The sequence below is a fragment of the Mycolicibacterium wolinskyi genome (genome assembly GCF_002101965.1).
In the GTDB taxonomy this organism is placed as follows: Bacteria; Actinomycetota; Actinomycetes; order Mycobacteriales; family Mycobacteriaceae; genus Mycobacterium; species Mycobacterium wolinskyi.
Genome location: NZ_LQQA01000029.1, coordinates 298,104 through 317,929, shown reverse-complemented (window position 1 = coordinate 317,929; position 19,826 = coordinate 298,104). Strand labels below are relative to the sequence as shown.

Annotated in this window: 15 protein-coding genes; 6 read left to right on the top strand and 9 right to left on the bottom strand. The window is 62.9% G+C overall.

All coding sequences use genetic code 11. From position 1 onward, the window contains the following. Positions 1-11 precede the first annotated feature (11 nt). From AWC31_RS22705 to AWC31_RS22690, 4 genes are read left to right on the top strand one after another with little or no spacing between them, the layout of a single operon-like run. The gene (locus tag AWC31_RS22705) at positions 12-1,043 is read left to right on the top strand and encodes an alpha-ketoacid dehydrogenase subunit beta (protein ID WP_085146200.1); all 1,032 of its coding nucleotides are present in this window, start codon (positions 12-14) and stop codon (positions 1,041-1,043) included. Next, positions 1,040-2,560, top strand: a complete 1,521-nt coding sequence (locus AWC31_RS22700) for a dihydrolipoamide acetyltransferase family protein (protein WP_085146199.1) — start codon at positions 1,040-1,042, stop codon at positions 2,558-2,560. The genes AWC31_RS22705 and AWC31_RS22700 overlap by 4 nt, the downstream gene beginning before the upstream one ends. Before the next feature lie 11 nt (positions 2,561-2,571). Next, entirely contained in the window at positions 2,572-3,966 is a 1,395-nt protein-coding gene (gene lpdA / locus AWC31_RS22695) for a dihydrolipoyl dehydrogenase (protein WP_085146366.1), read from the top strand. A gap of 39 nt (positions 3,967-4,005) precedes the next feature. After that, positions 4,006-5,199 (top strand): helix-turn-helix domain-containing protein, encoded by a 1,194-nt coding sequence (locus tag AWC31_RS22690; protein ID WP_085146365.1) that lies wholly within the window; start codon positions 4,006-4,008, stop codon positions 5,197-5,199. Positions 5,200-5,227: 28 nt separating this feature from the next. Here AWC31_RS22690 and AWC31_RS22685 read toward each other — a convergent pair whose 3' ends face one another. Next, entirely contained in the window at positions 5,228-8,710 is a 3,483-nt protein-coding gene (locus AWC31_RS22685) for an indolepyruvate ferredoxin oxidoreductase family protein (RefSeq protein ID WP_085146198.1), read from the bottom strand. A 104-nt stretch (positions 8,711-8,814) separates the two neighbouring features. On the opposite strand from AWC31_RS22685, the gene AWC31_RS22680 reads away from it, so the two are divergent. Beyond that, positions 8,815-9,990: an RsbRD N-terminal domain-containing protein gene (locus tag AWC31_RS22680; RefSeq protein ID WP_133060213.1), complete on the top strand. Its 1,176-nt coding sequence runs from the start codon at positions 8,815-8,817 to the stop codon at positions 9,988-9,990. A 314-nt stretch (positions 9,991-10,304) separates the two neighbouring features. On the opposite strand, the gene AWC31_RS22670 is transcribed toward AWC31_RS22680, so the two are convergent. From AWC31_RS22670 to AWC31_RS22635, 8 genes are all read right to left on the bottom strand, one after another. After that, entirely contained in the window at positions 10,305-10,733 is a 429-nt protein-coding gene (locus AWC31_RS22670) for a cytochrome P450 family protein (protein ID WP_085146195.1), read from the bottom strand. After that, positions 10,730-11,323, bottom strand: a complete 594-nt coding sequence (locus AWC31_RS22665; RefSeq protein WP_085146194.1) for a chromate resistance protein ChrB domain-containing protein — start codon at positions 11,321-11,323, stop codon at positions 10,730-10,732. Before AWC31_RS22665 ends, AWC31_RS22670 begins: the two co-directional genes overlap by 4 nt. Before the next feature lie 43 nt (positions 11,324-11,366). Beyond that, positions 11,367-12,245 (bottom strand): fumarylacetoacetate hydrolase family protein, encoded by an 879-nt coding sequence (locus AWC31_RS22660; protein ID WP_085146193.1) that lies wholly within the window; start codon positions 12,243-12,245, stop codon positions 11,367-11,369. A 195-nt stretch (positions 12,246-12,440) separates the two neighbouring features. After that, positions 12,441-12,944 carry a VOC family protein gene (locus tag AWC31_RS22655; protein ID WP_085146192.1) on the bottom strand — a complete coding sequence of 168 codons (504 nt, stop codon included), beginning with the start codon at positions 12,942-12,944 and terminating at the stop codon, positions 12,441-12,443. A 354-nt stretch (positions 12,945-13,298) separates the two neighbouring features. Then, positions 13,299-13,874: a TetR/AcrR family transcriptional regulator gene (locus AWC31_RS22650; RefSeq protein WP_085146191.1), complete on the bottom strand. Its 576-nt coding sequence runs from the start codon at positions 13,872-13,874 to the stop codon at positions 13,299-13,301. Positions 13,875-13,955: 81 nt separating this feature from the next. Next, entirely contained in the window at positions 13,956-14,816 is an 861-nt protein-coding gene (locus AWC31_RS22645) for an alpha/beta fold hydrolase (protein WP_085146190.1), read from the bottom strand. Further along, entirely contained in the window at positions 14,813-16,444 is a 1,632-nt protein-coding gene (locus tag AWC31_RS22640; RefSeq protein WP_085146189.1) for an FAD-dependent monooxygenase, read from the bottom strand. Before AWC31_RS22640 ends, AWC31_RS22645 begins: the two co-directional genes overlap by 4 nt. Before the next feature lie 59 nt (positions 16,445-16,503). Then, the gene (locus tag AWC31_RS22635; RefSeq protein ID WP_085146364.1) at positions 16,504-18,438 is read right to left on the bottom strand and encodes an acyl-CoA synthetase; all 1,935 of its coding nucleotides are present in this window, start codon (positions 18,436-18,438) and stop codon (positions 16,504-16,506) included. Between the two features lie 378 nt (positions 18,439-18,816). Between AWC31_RS22635 and AWC31_RS22630 the strand changes: the two genes are divergently transcribed. Beyond that, positions 18,817-19,416, top strand: a complete 600-nt coding sequence (locus tag AWC31_RS22630; protein WP_085146188.1) for a VOC family protein — start codon at positions 18,817-18,819, stop codon at positions 19,414-19,416. Positions 19,417-19,826: the final 410 nt, after the last annotated feature.

Genomic DNA, 19,826 nt, shown 5'->3' with positions numbered 1-19,826 from the left:
GGAGAAACACGATGAGCCTTTCGAAGATCACCTACCGCGAGGCAGTCAAGGACGCGCTGGCGCTGGAGATGCGACGTGACCCGACGGTCGTGCAGATCGGCGAGGATCTGCGCGGCGGCCAGGGTGGCAGCAATCCGGCACTGGCCACCGAGAAGGTCGAAGCGTTCGGCGGCGTTCTCGGTGTCACCAAGGGTCTGTGGAGCGAGTTCGGGTCAGAACGCGTCATCGACACCCCCATCACTGAATCGGCCATCATCGGCATGGCGGCTGGTGCGGCGTTGACAGGCCTGCGGCCGGTTGCCGAACTGATGTTCATGGACTTCTTCGGCGTCTGCTACGACGCGCTCTACAACCAGGCCGCGAAGTTCCGATACATGTTCGGCGGCAAGGCCCGTACACCGCTGGTGGTGCGCGGCATGATCGGTGCCGGATTCTCCGCAGCCGCGCAGCACTCCCAGTCGCCCTACAACGTATTCGCCGCCGTGCCGGGCCTCAAGGTGGTGGCGCCTTCGAATCCCTATGACGCCAAAGGACTTCTGATTCAGTCGATTCGTGATGACGATCCGGTCGTCTTCTGCGAACACAAAACGCTGTACGACATGAAAGGCGAAGTACCGCAAGAGTCCTACACCATCCCACTCGGTGTCGCCAACTACACCCGGGAGGGCAGTGACGTCACCGTGATCGCCCTGTCGGCGATGGTGAACGTCGCCAACAATGCTGCCGATGCCCTTGCCGCCGAGGGCATCTCCGTCGAGGTGGTCGATCCTCGCACGGTGTCACCGCTCGACGAGGAGAGCATCCTGGAATCGGTGGCGTCGACCGGCCGAGCGGTCATCGTCGACGAGTCCGCGGCGCGGTGCGGGTTTGGGCACGATGTGGCCGCACTCATCACAACGAAGGCCTTTTGGTCGCTCAAGGCGCCGATCGAGCTCGTCACACCACCGCATACGCCTGTGCCGTTCTCACCGGCGCTCGAGAAAGAGTGGCTGCCCTCGGTCAGCCGAGTCGAGGACGCCATCCGCCGGGCGGTGTCGGCATGAGTGACCTGGCCGTCGTCGAGATCCCGAAATGGGGACTCTCGATGGAAGAAGGCACCGTCGTGGAGTGGCTCGTCACTGAGGGCACCGCATTCACCAAGGGTGATTTGTTGTGCGAGATCGAGACCAGCAAGATCACCAATCAACTTGAAGCCCCGTTCGACGGGCTGCTGCGAAGGATCCTCGCCAAACCTGGTGACACTCTCCCCGTGAGCGCGCCCATCGCGATCTGTGCCCCCATGTCGGTCAGCGATGCCGAGGTTGACAGCTTCGCCGCCGACCTCGCAAAGACGACAGGCGTGGCGTCACCCGCACCGCAACCCGCGCCCGCCCCAACCGCCACTTCTCCTGTCGTGCAGTCGCTACCGGTCGCAACCCCGGTGACGTCGCCGGCCACGCCGGCTGGTCGCGCCACCGTCGTCCCCGACGTGCTGCACGGCACGACCCAAGGTGACGTGTTCGCCACCCGTCACGCCCTGCGCCTGGCCGACGAGCTGTCGATCGATCTGGCACGCGTCACTCCCACCGGGCGGGGCGGCCGTATCTCGGTCACCGACGTCGAGCAGGCCATCCTCGACGCGGGCGGGACGGTCGCCGCCAAGGCCCCGGCCGTGCGCAGCGGCATCCCGGGTAGATCGACCCGCGACGACCGTGGTGTCGCCGCCACTCCCGTCGCGCGTCGGCTGGCCGGGAAACTCGGGGTCAACCTGCACGACTGCCGCGCAACGGGTTCGCGGGGCCGGGTCTGCGAAGCAGACGTACGCGACGCGGCGCGGCGATTCAGCCCCGAACCCGCTGCCTCGCCGAACGCGCCGTCATCCACCGCTGCCGTCGACCACGAGACGATTCCGCTGTCTGCCATGCGGCGGGCGATAGCTTCACGTCTGCAGGAATCGAAACGCAACGCTCCTCATTTCCGGCTGACCGTGGATCTCAAGATCGATGACCTGCTGCGGCTGCGCGACGAGATCAACGCGACCGTCGCGGGTGTGAAACTGTCGGTCAACGACTTCATCGTCAAAGCCTGCGCCATGGCGCTGGTCAAGGTGCCCGATGTCAACATCCAGTACGACGAGCAGGCGCAGTCGGTACTGCGCTACACGTCCGCGGACGTCTCCGTCGCCGTCGCTCTTCCCGCTGGGCTCATCACACCGATCGTGCGCGGCGCCGACGGACGGTCGCTTGCCCAAATATCCTCCGAGATAGCCACATTGGTGACGAAGGCGAAAGCCGGCACCTTACAACCCGACGAATTCCAAGGGGGCACATTCACTGTGTCGAACTTGGGGATGTTCGGTGTCAGGCAGTTCGATGCGATCATCAACCCGCCCCAGGGCGCGATCCTGGCCGTCGGAACCGCCACCGAGCGGCCCGAGATCGCCGGCGGCGAACTTGTTTCGACAACCATTATGTCCGTGACCTTGTCGTGCGATCACCGGGTCATCGACGGCGCCACGGGAGCGAGGTTCCTCCAGCAGTTGCGGGCTTACGTCGAATCCCCCGCCCTGATGTTGGTTTAGGAGATGCAGTGATGACCGACAACTTCGACGTCCTGGTGATCGGTGGCGGCCCCGGCGGGTATGTGGCCGCCATCCGGGCCGCACAGCTCGGCCTGAACACCGCGCTTGTCGAACGTGACCGTCTCGGCGGAATCTGTCTGAACTGGGGCTGCATTCCTACCAAAGCGTTGCTGCACGGCGCCGATGTCGCCCATGCCCTGGCCAATGCCCACGAGGTGGGATTCACCATCGGTGCAGTCGAATTCGACATCTCGAAGCTCGTGCAGTTCAGCCGCAACGTTTCGGCGCGACTCTCAGGCGGAGTCGAGTACCTGATGCGCAAGAACGCCGTCACTGTCATCGCCGGCACCGCGCGGTTGACAGGCAAGGGACTCGTCGACGTCAGCTCCGAGGGCGGCGTCCAACGCTTCCGTGCCGATCATGTGATCGTGGCAACGGGCGCCAGGCCGCGTACCGTGCCCGGACTCACTCCCGACGGCGAACGAATCTGGACATACTTCGATGCGTTACAGCCGTCCACCTTGCCGCGCTCGCTCGTCGTGGTCGGCTCTGGCGCCATCGGAGTCGAGTTCGCCAGTCTCTACCGAGATCTCGGCACCGACGTCAGAATCGTGGAGATGGCGCCGCGGATCATGCCCGCGGAGGATACGGCCGTATCCGAATTCGTCAGACGGCGCTTCGAGAAGCGCGGAATCGGTATCTACGCTGGATCTCGCGTGACGGCCGCGACAATCCACGACACCGGAGTCGATCTCACCATCGACGCACCCGGCGGTCCCGAGAATGTGACTGCCGAGCGGGTTCTCGTGGCGGCGGGAATCCAGGGCAACATCGAAGGGCTGGGACTCGAGGATATCGGCGTCGAGACGTCAGGCGGCACGATCGTCACCGATGAATGGTGTCGCACAACGGCATTCGGCACGTACGCGATCGGCGACGTCGCGGGCGGGCCGTGCCTGGCACACAAGGCGAGCCACGAAGCAGTCCTGTGCATCGAGCACATCGCGGGCATGTCCCATACGAGACCGCTCGACACCGACCTGGTTCCCGCCTGCACCTATGCCCGCCCACAGGTGGCGAGCCTGGGGATGACAGAAGAACAGGCAAGAGCAACCGGACGCCGCCTGCAGGTCGGCACCTTCGACTTGCAGGCTTCGGGCAAGGCCCTGGCCATCGCGGAAGCCGACGGTTTCGTCAAGACGATCTTCGATGCCGACAGCGGAGCCCTGCTCGGCGCACACATGGTGGGCCCAGACGTCACCGAGCTGATCCAGGGCTTTGGGATCACCGCGTCGCTCGAAGCCACCGCTGATGATCTCGCGGACGTGATTTTCGCCCATCCGACGCTTTCGGAAGCCATGCACGAATCCGTGCTCGCGGCCCTCGGCAAACCGCTCAACAGCTGAGGGCGAGGACTGCTGGAGGTTCAAGCTACTGTGAACACCATGACTCGCCCTGCAGCGACAGGAGCGTCCGTCGATCTGGTCCGGCACGCTCGATTGCTGAGTGAAATCCGCGAAGCGGTGCTGTCCGGCCAACAGCCATCCCGGCAGCCGCGCCCGCTGGTCGCCCGATCCTGGGAGCGGCTATGCACACACGGCATTTCTCCTGACGACTGCGCGCGGTCGACCTCGGTGAGTTTGTCCGAGGTCGAGAACCGGCGGAGCCGAAGCGACTTGCGGAAGGTGCTGCCCGACCTGCGGGCGGTCCTCGGGTCCGCGGCCGCCTCTGCCGACTTCGTGGTGGTCATCGCGGACAACGACGGCGTCGTGCTCTGGCGCGACGGAGCACAGACCATCCGTCGCACCGCCGATCAACTCGGATTCGTGGAAGGCGCCAGCTGGGCAGAAAATGACGTCGGTACCAACGCGATCGGCACCGCCCTCATCGAGAACACCGGAATCACGCTGTTCTCCGCCGAGCATTACGCCCGCCGCCAGCACAGCTGGTACTGCATCGGTGAACCGGTACGCGATCCGCGCTCCGGAGACATCCTCGGCGTGATCGACATCAGTGGGCCCGCGATGACGTTGCATCCGTCGACGGCCGGGCTGGCGCAATCAGCCGCCAGGCTCGCCGAAGCCACCTTGTGGCGGCTGCATCGAGAAAGCCTGGACCGCCTGTGCGAGCAGAGCGCCGCCCTGCTCGCCGGCGCAGCCCCGGCCCTGGTCGTCGACGAACACGGCTGGGTCGCCTGCGCGCGAGGTTTGGAGAATCCCGGGCGCATCGCAGCCCCGTCACCCGGCACCGCCGTATTCGTTCCTGGGCTCGGCTTGACGGTCCCGGAACCGCTTGGCCACGGCTGGATCCTTCGTCCGCAGCAGGTCGACGCGCACGTAGAACTCGAACTCGACCTCGGCGACACACCTCGAGCCACTATTCGTGGCGACGTGACCTGGACACGCGGACTTTCCCCCCGCCACGCCGAGATCCTGCGGATGCTCGCCCAAAACACTGGGCAGGGCGTCAACGCAACCGACCTCAGCATCGCGCTGTACGGCAACACCGAACACACCGTGGCCGTTCGCTCGGAGATCTCACGCCTGAGAAAACGTCTCGGTGCCATCATCACCGGCCAGCCCTACCGATTCGCCGACCAGGTCGTCGTACGTGTACTCACCGGCCTCGAGCCGGCCTGAGGCCCAGACCCGGCGCTCATGTCGGTCGTCATCTCGGCGCGCCCTCGGCGTAGGTGAGCTCTTTAGTCAACTCCTCCAAGATCTCTGCGCGGCGGGAGCGGTACGTCTCGAGCGACGCCAGCTTGATGCCCTCGTAACCTCGGACGAGGTCAGGCAGCCCGGCCAGCTCGAGAACCGCCTCGCGCGTGGCAGGCGAGAGCGCCATCACCGCAGTGGTCATCGATGTTGTGTAATCATCGATGAGTCGACGCTCCTCGCCCCTGACGTGGCCGTATCCGAAGAAATCCAAGCGGGTGCCGCGAAGCGCTCGCATCCCATACAGAGCCCGCAAAATTGGTTTTGCCCACCATGATTGAAGGCGGACCTTCTTCGTCATTCCCATGGCTCGCAGCAGCGGCGGATGAAGCAGGATCGAGTAGCGTGCCCGGTCGCCGAACTCATCGTGGATCTGCTTTTCCAGCTCGGGGTCAAGGTGGAGTCGAGCCACCTCGTACTCGTCCTTATAGGCCATGACCTTGAAGAGATGGCGTGCGAACGCTTCGGTGATCGCAGTGCTGTCGCCGAGGGCTGCTGCCTCCGATCTGCGGATGGCTTCAACCGACTTGGCATAACGTCCAGCCCACTTACCATCTTGATAGGCCGTCAGCTCGTCAACCCGGTGCTGGATGACTGCATCGAGTTCAGACTCAGTCGGAGCCGAGTTCGCCTTCGCACCACCATCCACGACGTGCCGGCGACCGAGCCGGAATGCTGCGAGGTTCCGTTCGACTTGGACCCCGTTGAGGTTCAGCGCCCACTCCACGTTCTCGGGGGACAGCGGGAGTACTCCCGCCTGCACGGCAACTCCGAGAAGAAATATGTTGTCGTACTGGTCCTCGTCCAACGCCGCCGCCGCGGTCACAGCATGGGCGTCCACGAAGACGTTTTCGGAGCGCACACCCGACCACTGGATTCGAGCGACCAGATCACCGATCGCAGGAAAGTGCGTGGTCGTATCGGTCACCATTTGGCCGGTCGGCGTGACTGACGTCGAGACCACGGCATATGTCCGCCCCGGAGCGATCACCGCCAGGTTCGTCTCGGTCGCGGCCACCAGAATGTCGCAGCCGAGATAGAGATCGCATCCTCCGGGACCGATCTTGTTGGTGCCCAAGATCTTTGAGCTTGATAGTCGGATATCGGAGACGACAGCCCCACCCTTCTGCGCCAGGCCGAGCTGGTCGAGCCCCTTGACTTGGAGGCCGGCGTGGGACGCCGCGGCAGCGATTACCTGTGCCACGGTGACCACACCGGTGCCGCCCACGCCCGTGATGCGGATCGAGAAGTCCTCGGCGGTGACGAGTGGCCGCGGGGTCGGCAGTTCTCCCATCTCTGGCCGGCGGCCGGGGCGCTGCCTCGGTGTTTTTCGCGGTGTCACCTCGATAAACGACGGACAGTCTCCTTTCAGACAGGAGAAGTCCAAATTGCAAGAGGCCTGGTGGATTTCGGTCTTTCGGCCGAATTCGGTGTCGATCGGGCGCACCGACAGGCAGCCCGACTTGTCGCCGCAGTCGCCGCACCCTTCGCAGACCCGCTCGTTGATGAAGATTCGACGGTTGGGCGACTCGACAAGCCCGCGCTTACGTTTGCGACGCAGCTCCGTGGCGCACTCCTGCTGGTGGATCAGTACCGTCACGCCGGGGGTTTGAGCCAGCTCTTCCTGCACCGTGATCATCTCGTCGCGGTGACGGATCGACACTTGTCCAGGCAGGCGACGACCGAACGCTCGACGGCTGCGCTTCGGCTTGTCGCTCGTGATCACGATGCGAGTGACACCTTCGGCCAGGAGTTCGGCGACGATCTGCGGCACGGCCATCTTGCCGATTGCCTGCTGACCGCCGGTCATGGCGACGGCGTCGTTGTAGAGGAGCTTGTAGGTGATGTGGGCGCCACTGGCAAGCGCCGCACGAATGGCCAGTGACCCCGAATGGTGGTAGGTGCCGTCGCCAAGGTTCTGAAATAGATGATCCCGCGTGACGAACGGGGACATGCCGATCCACGTGGCTCCTTCACCGCCCATCTGACAGAGGCCGATCGATTCACCGATGCGGTCCTCGGACATGAAAGCGACCAGGCCATGGCAACCGATTCCGGCACCCACGAGCGAACCGTCAGGAACCCTGGTGGAGCTGTTGTGCGGGCAGCCCGAACAGAAGGAGGGGCGGCGCGGCAGGATCGGCAGCAGCGTGGGTATTCGCCGCGCGGATTGTTGCTCGAGCCACTCGCTCACCACGGCAGGTCCACCATGGTCGCGGATCCGCGGAGCCAATCGCGTCGCAATGTAGTCGGCGGGGAGGTCGCCGTCGGCTTTGAAGAGTTCACAGCCTTGTCCGTCGCGCTTGCCGACGATGCACGGTGCCCCGGGCCGGCCATAGAGCAAGTCCTTCAGGGCGAGCTCGATGAACGCCTTCTTCTCCTCGATCACGACGATTTCACGTAGGTCCGAAGTGAACGCGTCGATGATGCCGGGCTCGAGGGGGTGGATCATCCCCAACTTGAGGAGCTTCACGCCGCTGCCAGCGCGGTCGACGTCGGTGATGCCGATCTCGGACAGTGCCTGCCGGACGTCGAGATAAGTGGCTCCGGCACAGACGATTCCGAGCGTCGCCGCCGGGTCGCCGGTAATGTGATTGAGATCGTTCACGGCAGCGTAGCGTCGCGCGAGTTCCAGACGCTGGCGAACCTGTGTTGCCTCGAGTCTGCTGAGGGTCGGCTGCAAGAGCTGACCAGTCGGTCGGTGCTCGAACGCTTCACCGTCGAACGAGGTGTCGGGAACTACCGGTTTTCTGCGGGCCGGGGCCAGGTGCACCGTGCCGGAACCGTCAACAACGTTCGTGGCCAATTTCATTGCTACCCACAGCCCCGATACCCGAGACATCGCGATGCCGTGCAGGCCAAGGTCGAGGATGTCCTGGGGATCTGCGGGTGACAGGCAGGGCATCCCCAGTTCGGCGATAGCAGATTCCGAACTGCTCGGCACCGTCGACGATTTCGCTATCGAGTCATCGCCGACCAGGGCCAGGACACCGCCGGTGCGATGCGTTCCGGCGAGGTTGCTGTGCCGGATGGCATCGGTCGCCCGGTCGAGACCCGGCGCTTTGCCGTACCAGATGCCGACCACCCCGTCGCCGATCCGGTCTGCTGAGGCGGACGCTATCTGCGACCCCTGGACCGCATTGGCCGCCAGCTCCTCGTTGAGCCCGGGTTGGAAGACGACGCGATGCTCGACCAGACGCTTCTTCAGTCGGGACAGTTGCAGGTCGAACCCGGCCAGCGGTGAGCCTTCGTAGCCCGAGATGAAGATGCCGACATCGAGACCCTTCCCCTGGTCCAGGCGCCGCTGGTCCAGGGGAAGTCGGGCAAGGGCTTGGATCCCGGAAAGGTGAACATCTCCATCGAGGAGGTCATAGCGATCGTCGAGTGGGTTGCGGCTGACCGCGGGGAGGTCGGTGGCGGTGGGGTGCGTCGTCATGGGAATCCTCTGCTACGCAACTTTCGGGCTTATCCCTACTATCGACGAACAAGGGCGGGAGAAGATACGGGGAAATACCGAGTTCTCGGGGTGAGGACAACGAATTGATTCGTGATAATCACGAAACCGAATCGGAAGGTTGGCTTGCGGTAGAACGCACCTTCAGCGGCATGGTGGACGAGGTACCCGCCATCGCCGAGAGAGTGACATCATCTATTCGCCACGCCCAACCCGTGTACGCGGTCATTCCGGAAGCTGAGCACCGCTCCGCGGTGACGCTGCAGGTGCTCAATCGACTCACCGCCCTCTCTGAACAGCGCGGGCTGAACTCATCCGAACTCGCGGCGGCCACCGATTTAGCTGCCAAGCGGGCAGCGGGAGGAGTCCCCATCGATGCGTTGATCGCGGCCTACCAGGTGGCCGACGCCGAAATCTGGCGGATCTTGGTCGAGCGCGCGACTCCCCCGATGGTTCCCCTCCTGACCCGCGTCGGCACCCTTATGTTCGAGGCGATCCGCGAGACCACCACCGCGATGGCGGGAGCACACAGCAGGGTTGCCCGGGCCATCGACGGGGACCGAATCACGCTGGCTCACCAGTTCTTGGAGTGCGTGGAGGACCCCAGGCAACAGTCGGCCGCTTCCGTCATCGCCGCGCGGCTACGGCTGGATCCAGGCGGTGAATTTCTTGGGTTGGTTTGGCTGCCCGCCCCGGACGTCACGGAGTTCTCAGCACCTCGGAGCGTGCTGACGCTGCCACCACACCTCTCCAACGACGTGGTCAGTCGCACGGTGGCGGGTGGTCGGCTGGATATGATCACTCAGTCCGTGCGGCTTGCGGAGGCGGTGACCCGCGGCCAGGCTGACGGAACGCTCGCGGGGCGCTGGGGAATCGGATTGGTGCGGAAGGGATTAGACGGCGCGCGCGACAGTCTTGGCGACGCCCGCCTGGCATTCAATGCCACCTCCGCCCACGAGCCAGTCTGCACCTTTGAACACGACTGGCATGAGGCGATCCTGCTGGCCGAACAAGCGCGCCTCGATTTGCTGCTGGCCACTACGGTCGAGGTGGCTCAAGCCAATCCCCATCTGGCCGAGACGGTTCTGGCCTTCGCGGCGGCGGACATGTCTATCGCAGCAACGGCCAGCGCGGTCCACGCGCACGCCAATAGCGTCACCTACCGGCTCGAACGCTGGTCGCGGCTGACCGGGCTAGAAGCGCGTTCGTTCGTCGGATTGTCACAGTCGGTACTCGCCTGCCGCCTGGCCAGCCAGACTTAACATGCCCAGCTGAGACAACGTAACCGGTTGCAGATCAGAGGATTTGGTATGCCGTCTCGAATGATAGACGCGGCAAGCGGGGCATCACGCTCTCCCGCCGGCCTCGGCCGAGCGCGCACAGCATGTCGGTACGCCAACTTGTCTCGGCGAAGAATTCGCTGTCGACCCGATCTCGGTCGAAACCCGACATGGGCCCGATGTCGAGGTCAAGTCCACGCGCAACGAGTAGGAAGTACCCCGCTTGCAAATGTGCATTCCGCACGCGGGTGTCGTCGGCTGCAGACGAGTTTGCACGCAGAAGTTCAGCCACCGGCTTATGCGATAGATAGTTGTCCAGGTGGGAATGGAAGTCGAGATCGCTGGCGGTGACATTGCGACCGGATCGTCGGTTCGAGTCGTCGTGCGAATCGCGCGTTGAGGTGACGTACGGACTTGCGCAGTCGCGTGTGGCGGGGCGGATTCATGTTGATGAGCGTGTTGCGTTGCCTGTCGACGAGCGGTCCTTCGCCTCCTGCCATCGCCTCAGCAACGCTGGCTTCGACCGACCGATAGCGGTCGTTAGCGACGAAAGCATCGCGGACATCGTCGTACCGCAGGAGGTTGATCCGACCGAACTGGTCGACCGCCAACGGCGTGTTCGCCTCACGAAGGTCGGCAAGGAACCGGTCGCGGTCCGCACCCTGGAAGTCTGCGTCGAAGTAGTCGAGGGCCGGAATGGCATCGGGAACCTGGTAGTGACTCATCGAGCGCCTTCCGCTGGGGACGCGACAGGGTGGGCAGTTGGCGCGGGACCCGCCCCATCCCATCGAGGGAGAACCTCGGCCCAGTCGGCGGCCTGCCGATAGGTGAGAATCCGCGAGACGAGGTCGTCGGATGGAACCGCGGGTGCGGGACCATACTCAGCCCATAAGGTTTGATAGAGCGTGTCGTAATAGATGACTGAGTCACGCAGATTCTCGTGGTCGTCAGGTCGCAGAATGGTCATGGCCTCCGAAAAGGCTGCCAAGGATACCGCCAGGTGAAGCAGCTCGCCGTCGAGGCTTGGGTAGTTCTTGCCTTGGGCAAAAGCAATGCCAGCCTCGATGACCCCGGCCATCCGATGCAGTTCCGGCGCACTGATCGCGTAGGCGTTCAGAATATTTCGGAAGGTACTCCCCTCCTCGTCGTGCGGCCCGAGTTTGGCGCCGCTCAGCGCGAAGGGCGTCGCGTTGGGCGGCACTGCCGTGTCGGGGTCGAGGAATTCGAATGTGGCCTCACGGTCGACGAACCTCCGGATCAGCCACGGTGACGCCACCCGGTCCAGATGAATGCGGCTACTCGTTACCCACAGCACGTCGTTTGCTCCTTACCGAAATCTATGTTGGCGGGTGGAAGCGTCAGGGGTTGCCTGCCAAGGGAGGGGCGCCGGCGCGATCGGTGAACATGTGCCGCATCTCGCCAATCGACTCGGCATAAGTCGTGAGCTCGTCACCGGCCTTCAACAGGACCTGCGGTGTGCGGGTGAAACCCACACCACTGGGAGTTCCCGTGAAGATGAGGTCGCCGGGAAGTAAGGGGACGATGCCGGATAGGAATTTGATGATCGCGGGAACGGAGAAGATCATGTCGCTGGTCCGGCCCTTCTGCATCGGCACTCCGTTGACGGCGCACCCCAATTCGATGTCGTCAGGGTCATCGAACTCATCCGGGGTCACCACCACGGGGCCTATCGGGCTGAATCCCGGGAAGGACTTTCCCAGGCTCATCTGCTGCGGAGCCGAACCCGCCCACTGCGTGTACCGCTCCGAGAGGTCCTGTCCCACAGTGATACCGGCGACGTGCCGCCATGCCTCGTGAGCAGGGACCTGATCTGCGCGAGCGCCGATCACCACAACGAGTTCGGCCTCGAAGTCGACGGCACCCTGTGGCAGTGCGATGCAGTCGTAGGGTCCGGCGATCGACGATGGAAATTTTGCGAAGACCATGGGGATCGTCGGTGTATCAAGGCCCGATTCCTCCACATGGGACGCGTAGTTGATGCCGATGGCGAATATCTGGCGTGGGCGAGGCACGGGACTGCCGATTGCCGCGTTGTCGGACATCGTTAGCGCTTGCACGCCACCGAGATGCTCTGCAGCCCAGAGCCGTAACTCATCCCATCGGTCATATAGGTCTTGCGGATCTGACCCGAAGGCTCCCCCACTAGCCTGCTCGACGTCGAAGGTCACCCCGTCAGTTTCGAGCACAGCACGCCCAGCGACGTTGTATAAGCGCATCGTCTTTCCTTCGAATGCCTTCGTTACAAGCACGCGCCAGCATCGTGCTGCCAGCGCAAGATGTCATGAATTCGGCTGCCACCATTGGGAACGGAGGTCGGCCTAGCCCCCATGTGCCCTGTTCCATGCCGTGGACCTCGTCGTCCCTGCGCTCGCGATCTGTCACCACGAGCCCTTCGCTTTACAACGTTGCCGTCAGTGAGTTGCGGGTTCGAGACTGGCGAGCACCAGAGAGGGGTGGGGAAGTTTCGGCCCGGATAGCGCCCATGTTCGACTTGTCAGTTCGGCGACACTGGCTCCGTTGGCTCGCGCCTCGACCATTTTCTCCACGTCGAACTGTGGTCCCCAGGAGTCGGCTTCAAAGTCCGGTCCCTGGAGAAATGCTGTGGCTTCATCGGGGGTGGCGGGGCGGATCCCTACTTTGGCAAGGCGCTGGTATTGGTCGAGGAGTTCATCGAGCGTGTCGAAGGTGAAGGCCATGTGGTTCATTCCGGCAGCCTTCGGATTCTTTGGTTCCGCTCCGCCGGGCAGCCGAGCGATGGCGATGCGATGGTGCTCCTCGTCGCAGGTCAGGAATATCAAGCCGCTACCAGCGAATACCACGTGCCCATTGAGGATTTCCGCGTAGAACTGCGCCAGCGCTTCGGGCTGACCGGTCTGCAGCACGACATGCGCTAGCCGCGGGCCTTGTGCGGACATATGTGGGTTCCCTTCGCCGCTGCGATTTCACACTAGATCTGAACAACAATTGTTGTTCGTAGTGAATCACAACAGATGTTGTGGAGGCAAGGCCATGATTGTCGACCGCGGCGGCGTTGGAAACATCGAGGTTCCTGTGAACGTCAAGCCCGTTCGCAGACGCTTTGGGTCGTAGCGGCCTCAACCCAGGAACGCTTGTGCCGCACCACCTCCCGGGATAGGAGGCCTCGCAAGGTTGGGCTGTGACCGCGGACAGCTTCCGGCGGTCGTAGCTCTCTGCGGCTCGGACCTACGATCGGCTATGCGGCGCCGACAGGAACGGGCCGCTATCGGCGGCGGGCAAGTGGCCAGGCCTCAGCACTGCATCAGTAAGCGCTTGATCTGCGCAGTCAGGTGCTTCACATCGAAGGGCTTGTCGGAGTAGAGAAGTTGGTCGATCAGCAGACCATCGATCATCGCGACGAGCCCCGGCGCATGGCACTTAGGATCCGCGCATCCGATGGCAGTCAGAATCTGTGCAGTGGCGTTTACGAAACGTTGTCGCGCCTCGGCGATTTCGCGGCGCAGCTGATGATCACGTGCCGATTGCAACAACACCTCATGATGGGCGATGTAATGGTGTCGCATGTCGGGCAAGAATGAACTCGCCAGGCGTTCGGCATAAAAGCTCGCGGTCCGATCTTTGCTCATCCGCCGGTCGGGAAGGTCCTCCAAGGACACGATGTCAAGTTCGAGCAGACGTTGAGTCACCGCGCGCAACAGCGCCGTGCGTGTGCTGAAATAGTTCGCCGTCGACCCCAGCGGCAAGTCGAGTCGACGATCAATGGCCCGATGCGTTAGCCCGCGGCCCCCTTCGGTCGCCAGGACTTCGATCGCGGCGTCGACGATCGCGGTACGCCTCGCCGCTGGGGCGGGGGTGTCCACGTCCATAACGCCCAGGTTACGCAATGCCCGCTCGCCGGAACAACAGCGTTGTGATCTAATCCCTCACAACAGGTGTTGTGTTAGACATCACGCACGTTCGGAGCTCTGCGGGGCGGCATGTCCCGCATGGACTTCATCCAGAAACCGGCCAATCTCACGTGCACACACCTCAGGTGCGTCTGAGTTCAGATGATGTCCAGCGTGTTCGACGATGACGAGTTGGGCCGCAGGCATCGCGGCAACCATTTTCGGGCCCCAGAACGCGCGGGGATCTTCGTCTCCCCACATGATCAATGACGGGCAGGTGATCTGATTGAGCTGCTCTTCGATGCTGTCGGCAGTGCCGGGCACCTGAGCGACGAGTGCCACGGCCCGTCGATCGTGCCGCAATATCACCGACAGCTCCTGCTCGGCCGCTTGCGGATGCGCCTGAACCCAGCCCGATGCGTGGAACGCTGGCTGTATCTGGACCGCCGCGGCACGGCGCCGCTCGCCATCGGCTTCCGCGAGGGCGCGGCCGAAAGCTGCCATCGCGTCCACCGCCTCTCGGGCCGGCCCATCAGGTCCTGCCCCTTGAGTCACCAATGCACCGACGAGAGTCGGGTACCTGAGTGCGACCCGCATCGCGACCGCCCCGCCCTGCGATAGTCCGACGAGTGTGGCCGGGCCTGCATCGAACGTGGAGATCAGTGCGCCGACGCCCTCCACAACGTCCTCCAGAGTCCAACCATCAGGATTGAAGCCACTGCGCCCATGACCGGGCAGATCCACTGCTACACAACGGTATCGGTCCTGCAGTGTGAGTATCACATCCTGATACATGGCACCGCTGGCAAAGGTTCCGTGTAGGAACACCACCAGCGGACCGTTCCCCCGGTCGGTGTAAGCCCAACGGATTCCACCGATCTCGGCGCTACCCTCCGAAGCGTGATCGTAGGCCGCGTTCACGCTGACTCCCTGGTCAGGAGTGCCCCCGCACCTCGCACAGCGTCGAGCACCGCGCCGACGTCGGCGGGCAGGCTATCGCCCCGCCACGCGATGTGCTGGTCGGGGCGGATCAGCACTAGCGCTTTCCCGTACAGCTCGCGGATGGACGGCGCACTGAGAGCCAGAATATCCAGTGGCATCTCACGCTCCTTGGCAGCGGTCTCGAACGACGACGTATCGATCGGCTGATCGCCGGTGACTAGGAGCGTGAACCCGACTCCAAACCGGTCGTAGAGTGACGTCTCGTCGTCGAGCCAGACATGCGGGGCTCGGCACCCCGGGGTCGCACTCGGCTCGTAGATCCCCTGTGTCAGTGCCGGCGGCTCCGTACCGTCCGAGACCACAATCGAAGACCCGTGGTAGTGCGATCCGAGTTGTGCTCCAAAGCTCTGGAATTCCGCTTGCTTGACAAGCCTGATTTCGTCGCCGACCGCTTCTCTCAGCGCCGCGCCCTCTGGGGTACTCGCCGAGATATTGTCACGTGCGAACGACGCTGGGCTTCTCTCCGTGTTGACAAGGCAAGCGTCTTGAATCCAGGCGATGACGGGTCGGCGTTCCTCGGCATAGGAGTCCAGCAATGCCGGGCCACCCCACCCCTGGAGCACGCCCGCCAGCTTCCAGCCGAGATCCGCCGCATCCCCGATACCAAGGTTCATCCCGAATCCGCCCATGGGAGAGATGAGATGGGCGGCGTCGCCGGCCAACAGGACTCTTCCATACCGGAAGTTCGGTGCGAGCAGGGAACGTATCGTCACAGCGCCACCGGACACCGGGTCAGCGTCGAACTCGAACCCCACATTGCGGTACAGCGCTTGTTGCGCGAGAGGCCAGCTGTCCCCGTCAGCGGCCTCAACGGCGAAACCAAATTCGTAGTGACCATTGCCCTGCGGAATCAACATCGCGTAGTCGCGGTGCTCGTTGACGAAGAGGACGAACGAGGACTTCCCGACCTCGATCTGATCCTTCAGCGTCGGTGCATGGATGTTCCAGATGCTGAACTGAGCGAGGTCAGGGATGCCTTCCATTCGCACACCAAGTGACTTACGGATAGAGCTGCGGCTGCCGTCGGCCGCAATGAGGTAATCCGCGGAAGCTGTCACCGTTGCACCGCTGCCGTCCTCATAGTCCACGCGAACGCCGTCCGCGAACTGCTCGAATGCCGTTACTTTACAACCGAATCGGATGTCGATCAGTGAGTTGCCAACGGCTGCGTCCTGGAACGTCTTCTCGATAGCATCGTTGGGCGCCCATACCGGGCGATCCGACGAGAACGGAATTCGAAAGTCGAAGGCCACCATCTGCGCAAGGTCGAGCACGATGTGACCGTTGAGTGCGGTCACGTACGTGACGCTGCGGGCGAACTCTTGTTCCACCGGGTCGTTGCTCCGCAGATCATCGGCGATACCCCACCGGCGGAAGTGTTCCATGGACCGCATATTGGTCAGGTTCGTACGGGCAAGGTTGTACTCACCTTGATTCCGGGCCTCAAGTAGCACCGTGCGCACGCCGTGGCGGGCTAATTCCAGTGCTGTGCCGATACCGACGGGGCCACCGCCGGCGATGATCACCGGATCATTGCTCTGAGTCATAGATGTACCTTTCGCTGCAACGTGCTGAGTCGTTTCTAGGGGTGGAATTCCGTCATGAGTCACGCCAGCCGCTCGGCAGTACGAATTACTCTCCACTGCAACGGGTATCGATCGAGGATCTCAGCTACTTTTGTCTCGTCGGCAGCCTCGCTCAACTCGATGACCGAGTGGATCGCGCCTTCGTCGACGGTGGTGGCGACGGACTCGACACCAGGTATGCCCACGAGTGCATCGACGAGTACCTGTCGGACGGCATCAGCCCTCAGCGCGGGCTTATAAGGTTTGCCAACGGCGGTGAGAGGAAGCGCCTCCAGTACCGTCACAGACTTTGGTATGGCAACTGGTTCTGGGACCCGGCCGGCCGCCCATGCCAATATGTCGTCTTCGGTGATGGACTCCCCCGCCGCCAACGTGACGTAGGCGACCGGAACCTCGCCGGCATGGGCGTCGGGTCGGCCGACTGCGGCAGCTGCGGTGACCCCCGGGCAGGTCATCAAGGCTTCCTCGATAACGGCGGGGTCGATGTTGTGTCCGCCGCGAATGATCAGGTCCTTCGCCCGGCCATGGAGATAGATGAATCCCTCAGCGTCAAGATGTGCCAGGTCACCGGTGTTGAGCCATCCGTCGATGACAGTGTTCAGGCCGTCGAGCTGATGAGCACCCGTATCATCCTGGCCCGTCACGTATCCCGCGAACAGCGTTGGTCCGCTGAGCGCCAACACCCCCATTGCGCCAGTCGGCAAATCATGCCAACGACCGTCTTCATCGATCCCAACGATCTTGGCGTTCTGGTACGGAAACCGCTGTCCGACCGAACCTTCCCGGAGCATTCGGGGAAAGCTGAGCGCACTGGCGCATGTTGCTTCGGTAAGCCCGTAGCCTTCCACCAAGGTAACCCCGATGCCGCGCTCGAACCGCTGCCGGACGGCGCGAGGCAGTGGCGATGCCCCGACGATTCCATGGCGAAGGGAGCTGATATCGGCGTTGACCGGGTGTTCGGCGAGTGCCGCGTATACCGTTGGAACCGCGCTCATCAGAGAGATCTGGTACCGCTCGACAAGCTTCCAAAATACTGGGTACAGCAACGGGTCCCGGTAACCGAGTGGCCCCGCCCATACTACGGTGTGCCCCTTGAACATTGGCGCGAGAACGCTGACCACAAGCGCGTTCACATGGAAGAGCGGCAACGCAGAGAACAAGGTCGCGTATTCGCCAAAGAGCGGAGCCGCCGCGATCATCCACGCGTTCGCGACTTGAGCTGAATGCCGTTGAGCCGCCAACTTTGGGACACCGGTGGTTCCACCGGTGTGAATCAAAGCAGCCAGATCCGCCCCCACGGGCGGTTCCCCGACGAATGCGGACGGATCCTGCTCTTCTGCAAGCTCATGCAGATATCCGAAGCGTACGTCGTCGATGACGGGCATCGAGTCGCCCCCAAAGTTGCTCCGAGTGTGCCGTAGTACCAGCACGGTATCCAGCAAGCCGTCGCTGGCGAGCCCGCTGGCGAGCTGCCACGTCGAATCGGACAAGTCAGGACCAGCCACAATGAGAACGCGAGCACCCGACCGACGTAGGAGCTCCTTGATGTGAGTCCGGGACAAACCCCCGTTGATCGGTGCCGCGATTCCGGCCACCTGAGCGGCAAGTGTTGCGGGGATCAGTTCAGCGCAGTTAGGCGCGATCAGCGCCACCGCATCGTCGCGTCGGATGCCCACCGAGTGCAAGAGATTGGCGTATCTGTGCACTTCACTGAGTAGCAGAGAGTAGCTGCACTGCAGGGGATCGCGCCACCGGCCGGCATCAGGAATGACCGTCAGTGCATTCCGATGCGGCCAGAGCGCGGCAGCCCGCACCAGAAGCGAGTAAGTCGAATCAGGCAGACCCCGCTCGGTAAACGGAACGGCCTCGATATCGGCGAGGTCGTCGGGGCTTGCATACCTTGGCCACAACTTGCTTTCCTCAACCGCAGACGTGTCGACCGACGTGGTTGCCATCCCGCGACTCTCGGCACTGCCGGCAGTCTTGGACATCGCTGGGCTCCTTTACCTGACCGGGACATCGACACCGGAACAACGCGTGTTGTTCAACACAATCACAACACCTGTTGTTTTTGCAAGCCTTCACCAGGCGGCGAACCAGCCCGAGTGAACACCGCCCCCGAGGCTCAAGCCCTTCCCGAAAGGAGCCTTGCCTTGACAACAATTGTTGTGCTTATATCTCACAACAGCTGTTGTTGGGTTCGTCGATGCCCTAACTGATCAGAGCCGTCTGCTGTCTACGTTCGCCGGCAGACCAAGCGAGTCAAGAGATCAACTACCACGATCGTTCATCGGCACGGTCGGTAAAGGTCAAGGACCAGGAGTGGGGCCACAATGGAACAACACGTAACGCCCGGCGCCGGCGAGCCCGCCGTCGTAGCTAGTCCGGCACGCCTCGCCCACGTCGTCCTCAGGACGACTCAGTACGACGCTGTAGTCGCGTGGTACAAGCTCGTGTTAGGCGCGCGCGTGCAATTCGACGCGTCGGGGAAGATTTGCTTTCTCACCTACGACGACGAACACCACCGAATCGCGGTCGTCAACGCTCCTATGTTGGCGGACCGCCCCCCGATGGCAATCGGTGTCGACCACATCGCCTTCGCGTACGACAGTCTGGGCGACCTCGTCGACACCTACGAAAGGTTGAAAGCCGCTTCGGTGAAGCCATATTGGTCGATCAATCACGGACCTACGATCTCTTTCTACTACCGCGATCCGGACAACAACCAGATCGAGCTGCAGGTTGACAACTTCGCCACGAATGACGACGTCAACGAATTCTTGGCGGCTGAGTTTCCAAAGAACCCGATCGGCGTTGAATTCGATCCCGACGAATTCGTGAGCATGTTTCGCGACGGCGTACCCGAAGCCGAACTCCGAAAGCGTCCCGATATCGGCCCGATCGATATTCTCGAAGCAAGCCGGACGTTGTGAATCGACAGGACACATCGGCACTCGCAGTGCACTGCCATCCTCGCGACCGCTATGAATGGAAACAGGATCCGGCACTGTGGAACAGACCGCTGCTAAGCAGATCTCGACGTTAGCATTAGTGGTCGGCCTGAAGAAGTCCGAGACGTTCGAGCGGATGCCGACGTGGCCCACGGGTGCTTCCCCCGAGACGGAACACGATGACGATCAACAGCTTCGAACTACTACCTCTTCGGCTTCGGAACAAGCATGAGCAGCTACGCGCGCCTCGAGTAGCCCTACTACATCACGGCAGCCGGGACCCCCGGCGCACCCGCCGATAACAACCGTCCCTTCAAGGCAAGGCGTTCAACTTCTCGTTTGCGCCATGCCATCGAGAGCTGCTGCGGCAACGCAGAAAACACGAGCACCGA

What these genes read in the sequence shown, in the direction of transcription:
- AWC31_RS22630 (WP_085146188.1), top strand. Translation starts at nt 18,817, where the DNA reads ATGGAACAACACGTAACGCCCGGCGCCGGCGAGCCCGCCGTCGTAGCT.
- AWC31_RS22655 (WP_085146192.1), bottom strand. Translation starts at nt 12,944, where the DNA reads ATGTCCGCACAAGGCCCGCGGCTAGCGCATGTCGTGCTGCAGACCGGT.
- AWC31_RS22690 (WP_085146365.1), top strand. Translation starts at nt 4,006, where the DNA reads ATGACTCGCCCTGCAGCGACAGGAGCGTCCGTCGATCTGGTCCGGCAC.
- AWC31_RS22660 (WP_085146193.1), bottom strand. Translation starts at nt 12,245, where the DNA reads ATGCGCTTATACAACGTCGCTGGGCGTGCTGTGCTCGAAACTGACGGG.
- AWC31_RS22670 (WP_085146195.1), bottom strand. Translation starts at nt 10,733, where the DNA reads ATGAGTCACTACCAGGTTCCCGATGCCATTCCGGCCCTCGACTACTTC.
- AWC31_RS22635 (WP_085146364.1), bottom strand. Translation starts at nt 18,438, where the DNA reads ATGGCAACCACGTCGGTCGACACGTCTGCGGTTGAGGAAAGCAAGTTG.
- AWC31_RS22705 (WP_085146200.1), top strand. Translation starts at nt 12, where the DNA reads ATGAGCCTTTCGAAGATCACCTACCGCGAGGCAGTCAAGGACGCGCTG.
- AWC31_RS22700 (WP_085146199.1), top strand. Translation starts at nt 1,040, where the DNA reads ATGAGTGACCTGGCCGTCGTCGAGATCCCGAAATGGGGACTCTCGATG.
- lpdA (WP_085146366.1), top strand. Translation starts at nt 2,572, where the DNA reads ATGACCGACAACTTCGACGTCCTGGTGATCGGTGGCGGCCCCGGCGGG.
- AWC31_RS22685 (WP_085146198.1), bottom strand. Translation starts at nt 8,710, where the DNA reads ATGACGACGCACCCCACCGCCACCGACCTCCCCGCGGTCAGCCGCAAC.
- AWC31_RS22650 (WP_085146191.1), bottom strand. Translation starts at nt 13,874, where the DNA reads ATGGACGTGGACACCCCCGCCCCAGCGGCGAGGCGTACCGCGATCGTC.
- AWC31_RS22640 (WP_085146189.1), bottom strand. Translation starts at nt 16,444, where the DNA reads ATGACTCAGAGCAATGATCCGGTGATCATCGCCGGCGGTGGCCCCGTC.